This is a genomic window from Psychrilyobacter sp. (assembly GCF_049671765.1).
In the GTDB taxonomy this organism is placed as follows: Bacteria; Fusobacteriota; Fusobacteriia; order Fusobacteriales; family Fusobacteriaceae; genus Psychrilyobacter.
This window is the reverse complement of record NZ_JBATVM010000335.1, coordinates 1-5,431: the sequence shown is the minus strand read 5'-3', so window position 1 is coordinate 5,431 and position 5,431 is coordinate 1. Positions and strand designations below refer to the sequence as shown.

Genomic DNA, 5,431 nt, shown 5'->3' with positions numbered 1-5,431 from the left:
GGTATGTTTATTGCTGGATTTATAGACTCTATTGCTGGAGGTGGAGGCCTTATCAGCACTCCTACATTACTCTTAGTCGGTCTACCACCACATCTTGCTCTAGGAACAAATAAGTTAGCATCTGCTGCTGGAACATTGGTTAGTAGTCATGAATTTTTTAAGAATAATAAATTAAATTTTAAATTACTTAAACTTATGATTCCTTTTGCTTTTGTAGGAGCCGTTATTGGTGTAATCGCTTTACAATTTATTACTCCTGATATATTAGAAGTAATAATTCCGTTTATGATCTTTGGAGTGGCTATTTATACCGTTGTTTCTAAAAGAGTTGGAATAGCAAATAACTTTGATGGATTTACTCCTAAGAATAAATTTTTAGGTAAGATCTTAACTTCTATATTAGGATTTTACGATGGTTTCTTTGGTCCCGGTACAGGAACATTTTTTATGTTTGGTTTAGTAAAAATCTTCAAATTTGATTTTACTGTTGCCACTGCTAATACCAAAGTATTAAATTTAACAACTGGTATTGCTGCTCTTCTTACTTTTTTATATAATGGACAAGTAGACTTGAAATATGGACTTATATCGAGTATTTTTATGATCTCTGGTTCTAAGCTAGGTTCTAAAATGGCTGTAAAAAATGGTGCTAAATTTATAAAACCTATATTTATTGTTATGTCTTTAGTAATGGCTGGTAAAATGATTTATGGTATGGTTATCTAAAAAATCATAAAATACAGAATATAACATAAAAAAAAAAGACCTTTGAATATTTCAAAGGTCTTTTTTTTATAAATCACTTAATAAAATTACTTAGTTTCTTCGATTAATTTGTTCATTTCTTCGATTACAACATCTGCATTTAATCCGTGTGACGCGATTCCTTCTCCTAAGCTCTCACCTGAGGCTACCATACAACCTACTCACCCAAGTCCGTATCTTTGGAATACTTGAACGATTACTGGATACTGTTGTACAGCATCTAATATATTCATATCTTTCTTTACCATTTTAATTCCTCCTAAAATTTATATTATATCTTATTAATATATAAATTATATATTATACTAGTAATCTTGTCAAGATTAATTAACACTATTTAATAAGTCATGGATCCTTACGATTCCTATTAACTTTTCACCTTCTAATACAGGCAAAACTGAAATTTGACTTTTCCTATTTTCCATTAGTTCCAATGCATCTACAGCCATTTTTTGAGCTTCAATAGAAGTAAATTTTGAGATCATAATGTCCACAGCTTTATAACTAAAGAACTCTTCTTTATTTCCCAACGCTCGTCTAATATCTCCCTCGGTGATTATTCCTACCATCCTCTCCTCTTCTAATACGCATACAGCTCCTAATTTTTTCTTTGTCATAGTCACTAATATCTCATCTATATTGGTATCTTTTCCTACAATTGCAAGATCAGTTCCACTATGCATTACATCTTTTACTTTCATCAGAAGTCTTCTACCTAGACTTCCACCTGGATGATATACGGCAAAATTTTCTGGCTTAAAATTTCGTAATTTAATAAGCACTGATGCCAAAGCATCTCCCATAACTATGGTAGCTGTTGTAGAACAAGTAGGAGCTATATTCATAGGGCAAGCTTCCCTTTCTACGCCTATATCCAATACTTCATCAGATTGTACTCCTAATTTAGAATTTTTATTTCCAGTCATAGCTATTAATTTTGCACCTATTTTTTTTATTGAAGGAATTATTGAAACTACTTCATCACTGTTTCCTGAATTTGAGATAGCGATTACTACATCTTCTTTGCCTACCATACCAAGGTCTCCATGAAGACCTTCAGCTGAATTCATAAATACTGTTAACGTCCCTGTAGAAGCTAATGTTGCAGCTATTTTTTTCCCAACTATTCCAGATTTTCCTATTCCAGTAACAACAACCTTCCCCTTGCATTCCATTATTAACTTCGCTGTTTTTTCTATTTCTTTTCCTATCTTATTTCTCACTTTTTTTAGTTCATCTATTTCAATATCAAAGATTTCCTGAGCATATTTTTTTATATCCATTATCCCTCCTATTGTTTTTGTTTATTATATCATCTTTTTTTAGTTTATTCATCTAAAAAAAGAGGATCAAAATATTCATAGAATATTTTAATCCTCTAATAATCTTATACTTGATCGATACAAGCTACTGGGCATACTCCTGCACATGCTCCACAATCAATACACGCATCTTCATCTATCAATCTTTTTCCATCTTCTATCTCTGAAATACAAGTTACTGGGCATACATCTTCACATGTTCCACATGAAATACACTCATCTTTTCTTATTCTATGTGACATTTTATTCCTCCCTAATTACTTATTGTTTTCATATAACTATTTTTAGTATACTCTATAAATTTAAGATATTAAAGTAATACTTTATTTTATTTCCTTTATGTAGATCTTTCCTGATAACTCCTCAATTTTTCTTTTTCTAATCCCAAAATAATCTTTGTCTGTAGATTCATAATCTATCTTATACTTCTTTCCATGATAGTTTTTCATCTCAAAAGTTATATAATAGCCATATTTTCCACTACCATCAGGCTCTATTTTATCATCGTATTCTTTTTCATAATCGACACCATAGGTCACTGGTAATTTAAAAAGATTATATTTATATTCCTTCAACAAAGTTGCGCTGACATCTGCTATATATAGGTCATATCCCCATAATTTAAAAGTTATTTCTGAATCATTTCCTAGATCTATCTCCTCCATACTATCTATAGTAATTTGAACCATTTGTCTGTTAAAAATTAATCTTTCAGTTTTTCCTTCTGCACTACTACAACCTATAAATATTAAAAGAATCAGAACTATAAGGATTTTTTTCATCCAATCACTCCTCCACCTATTAGGTATTTACCATAATATAATACCATATGTTGTCCCTTGGCATTTTGAGGATTTTTCTCTCGGTATTCAAAATATATTCGATCTTTTCCCTGAGGTTTAGATACTTTTTTTAATCTCCCCATAAATCCGTGACTTGAAAACCTAGGTCTTGCCATTAGTTCTACTTCTAATAATTTATCTATCTCAACTACAAATTTATAATCTATTAGTTCCACATCTTTTATAAAAAGTTTATCATAATCTCCTAAAAGGATCTCATTTTTAGAAGGTCTTATATCCAGTATAAAATAAGGCCTTGGTTTTTTTAAGTTTAAACCTCTTCTTTGCCCTATTGTATAGAGTTGGTATCCATCATGAATTCCCATTATATTTCCATCTTCATCTACAAAGTTTCCTTTTTCTATCTTATCTTTTAATTTTTCTTGTAGATACTCTTTATACCCCTCTGGAGCAAAACATATTCCTTGGCTATCTTTTTTATTATGAGTTACTAATCCTATTTTTTTAGCCATCTCTCTGACCTCTACTTTGGTAAAGTTATACAGAGGAAATTTCATCCTTTTAAGAGTATCCTCCTCTAATCTATATAACATATAAGTCTGATCTTTACGTATATCTACTGCATTTTTTAGGAGGTATTTATCCATTTTAGGAGAGTATTCCAAATTACAGTAATGTCCTGTAGCTACATATCTTGCTCCTACTGAGTCTGCATAATCTATCAGTGTTTTCATCTTTATCTTCTCATCACACACTACACAAGGAGACGGCGTTGTCCCACTGCTATATCCATCTAAAAAATCCTTAATTACTATATTTTCAAAGTCTTCTGATACATCTAAGACTACGTGTTTTATTTTTAATGAATCTGCTACTTTTTTTGCTTCTGCTATCTCTCCTTGATGTTTTTTATCTACTTGAAGAGTTACTGCTATTACCTCATAGCCCTCTTTTTTTAGAATATATGACGTTACTGAAGAATCAACTCCTCCACTTAATCCAACTATTACTTTTTCCATTTTTTATTCTCCTTTTTTCATCATATTTTCCAAATCAATTAAATTTTTTATTCATGATCTATATATTTTTCAATATTCCTATCCAAACTTTCTTCAAATTCCATCATTAATTTTCTTTTTAATTCCTTATATTTTTTAGGTGAAACTTCTATATCTATATTTTTTTTAATCATTTTTTCTTTTTCTATTTTCTCTTGTTCTTCCTTTATATTTAAATTTGAACTAAATACAATTCCCAAAGAAAAACTAAGGAGTAAAACCCCCATTACGCTCTCTAACATGGTCAATGCTTGTGCAGCCAGTGACACAGGAACTATCTCTCCATAACCTACACTAGTTAAGGTTATAAAACTAAAATACATCCCTCTAAAATACAACCCACCCACTCCTAAACCTTTTGATACCATTCCGTCTAAAGCATTCGTATTATTTTCTACCAATAATATATAGAAAAATCCAAAAATTATTCCCAGTGTTATATAAGTCAAAAGAACAATTCCTATATCATTACTCTTAGCTCTCCTCCGACCAGATAAAATATCTACAAATACATATTTAATTATAAAAAATTGAGATATCAATAAAAGTACTAAATTTAACATTATCACCCATTTCAACGATGTCAAATTATCTCTAGTTAAACCAAATTTACTCATCATTCCTTCTTCAAATGCAAAGCTTATCCATATAGGTAATATTATTAAATAATAAAAGGTGAATCCTATAAAAAATATAGGTTTTTTCTTAGCCAGTCTAAATTTTAGTAAAAAATATGCTATTGGAATTAAATTCATAAATATAGCCGAACTATAATACATCCTAATCCTAAAATTTTCATTTATATCAACATCTATCCTCAAAGTAGTCCCTAAAATAATAGAAATGATCATTAGAATTATTATATTTATCAGACCTTTTTTCATTTCTCTTCTCATTAGAACCTCCCCTTTATAATTTTATATGGACCTCTCCTACCATAAACTCTTTTATTCCATTTACAGTTTCCACCTCTAATTTTCCACTTCGCAAGATTTTTCCACCTATCCCAGATATTTTAGACCCTAAAAAACTTATCTCTACATCTCTGTTTAAAAGGTAGTTTTTTTTATTTATCTCGTATAAAATTTCATTCCATTCACCTTTTATATACCTATTCCAATATCTTTCAAATGAGTTTACAATTTTTTTTATTATATCTAAGATTTTATAGTCATTTCCAGTTACACTTTTTAAAGAGATCCCTTTTTTAGATTCTCCTAAAAATTCTAAATTATTTATATTTATTCCTATACCTATAATAAAAAAATCTCCTACTTTTTCGACTAAGATTCCAGATAGTTTTTTATCAAATAAATAGATATCATTAGTCCATTTAAACTTATAGTCTAATTCTACCATATTTTTTAACCCATCCAATAAAGCTATTCCAACGATTAGCGGGAGTTTGCTATATTCTTCCATACTCAAATTAGGATCTTCCTTTAAGGCAAAGCTAAATAATCCTGCTCCTATAGGAGATACC

General features: G+C 29.8%; 7 protein-coding genes and 1 pseudogene. 1 reads left to right on the top strand and 7 read right to left on the bottom strand.

Translation table 11 applies throughout. From position 1 onward, the window contains the following. A partial coding sequence (locus tag WBG30_RS15450; RefSeq protein WP_424505544.1) for a TSUP family transporter occupies positions 1-726 on the top strand: 726 nt, incomplete at its 5' end. An 86-nt stretch (positions 727-812) separates the two neighbouring features. On the opposite strand, the pseudogene WBG30_RS15445 reads toward WBG30_RS15450, so the two are convergent. The 7 genes and pseudogenes from WBG30_RS15445 to WBG30_RS15415 all read right to left on the bottom strand — a co-directional run. Beyond that, positions 813-1,013: pseudogene (locus WBG30_RS15445) on the bottom strand (DUF1858 domain-containing protein). 75 nt (positions 1,014-1,088) lie between these two features. Then, a complete protein-coding gene (locus WBG30_RS15440; RefSeq protein WP_424505543.1) occupies positions 1,089-2,048 on the bottom strand; it encodes a KpsF/GutQ family sugar-phosphate isomerase in 960 nt (319 codons plus the stop codon). A gap of 104 nt (positions 2,049-2,152) precedes the next feature. Beyond that, on the bottom strand, positions 2,153-2,329 hold the full coding sequence (locus tag WBG30_RS15435) for a 4Fe-4S binding protein (protein WP_424505542.1): 177 nt from the start codon (positions 2,327-2,329) through the stop codon (positions 2,153-2,155). A gap of 81 nt (positions 2,330-2,410) precedes the next feature. After that, entirely contained in the window at positions 2,411-2,869 is a 459-nt protein-coding gene (locus WBG30_RS15430; RefSeq protein WP_424505541.1) for a hypothetical protein, read from the bottom strand. After that, on the bottom strand, positions 2,866-3,909 hold the full coding sequence (gene mnmA, locus WBG30_RS15425) for a tRNA 2-thiouridine(34) synthase MnmA (RefSeq protein WP_424505540.1): 1,044 nt from the start codon (positions 3,907-3,909) through the stop codon (positions 2,866-2,868). Before mnmA ends, WBG30_RS15430 begins: the two co-directional genes overlap by 4 nt. A gap of 47 nt (positions 3,910-3,956) precedes the next feature. Next, entirely contained in the window at positions 3,957-4,844 is an 888-nt protein-coding gene (locus tag WBG30_RS15420) for a potassium channel family protein (RefSeq protein WP_424505539.1), read from the bottom strand. A 13-nt stretch (positions 4,845-4,857) separates the two neighbouring features. Beyond that, a partial coding sequence (locus WBG30_RS15415; protein ID WP_424505538.1) for a biotin--[acetyl-CoA-carboxylase] ligase occupies positions 4,858-5,431 on the bottom strand: 574 nt, incomplete at its 5' end.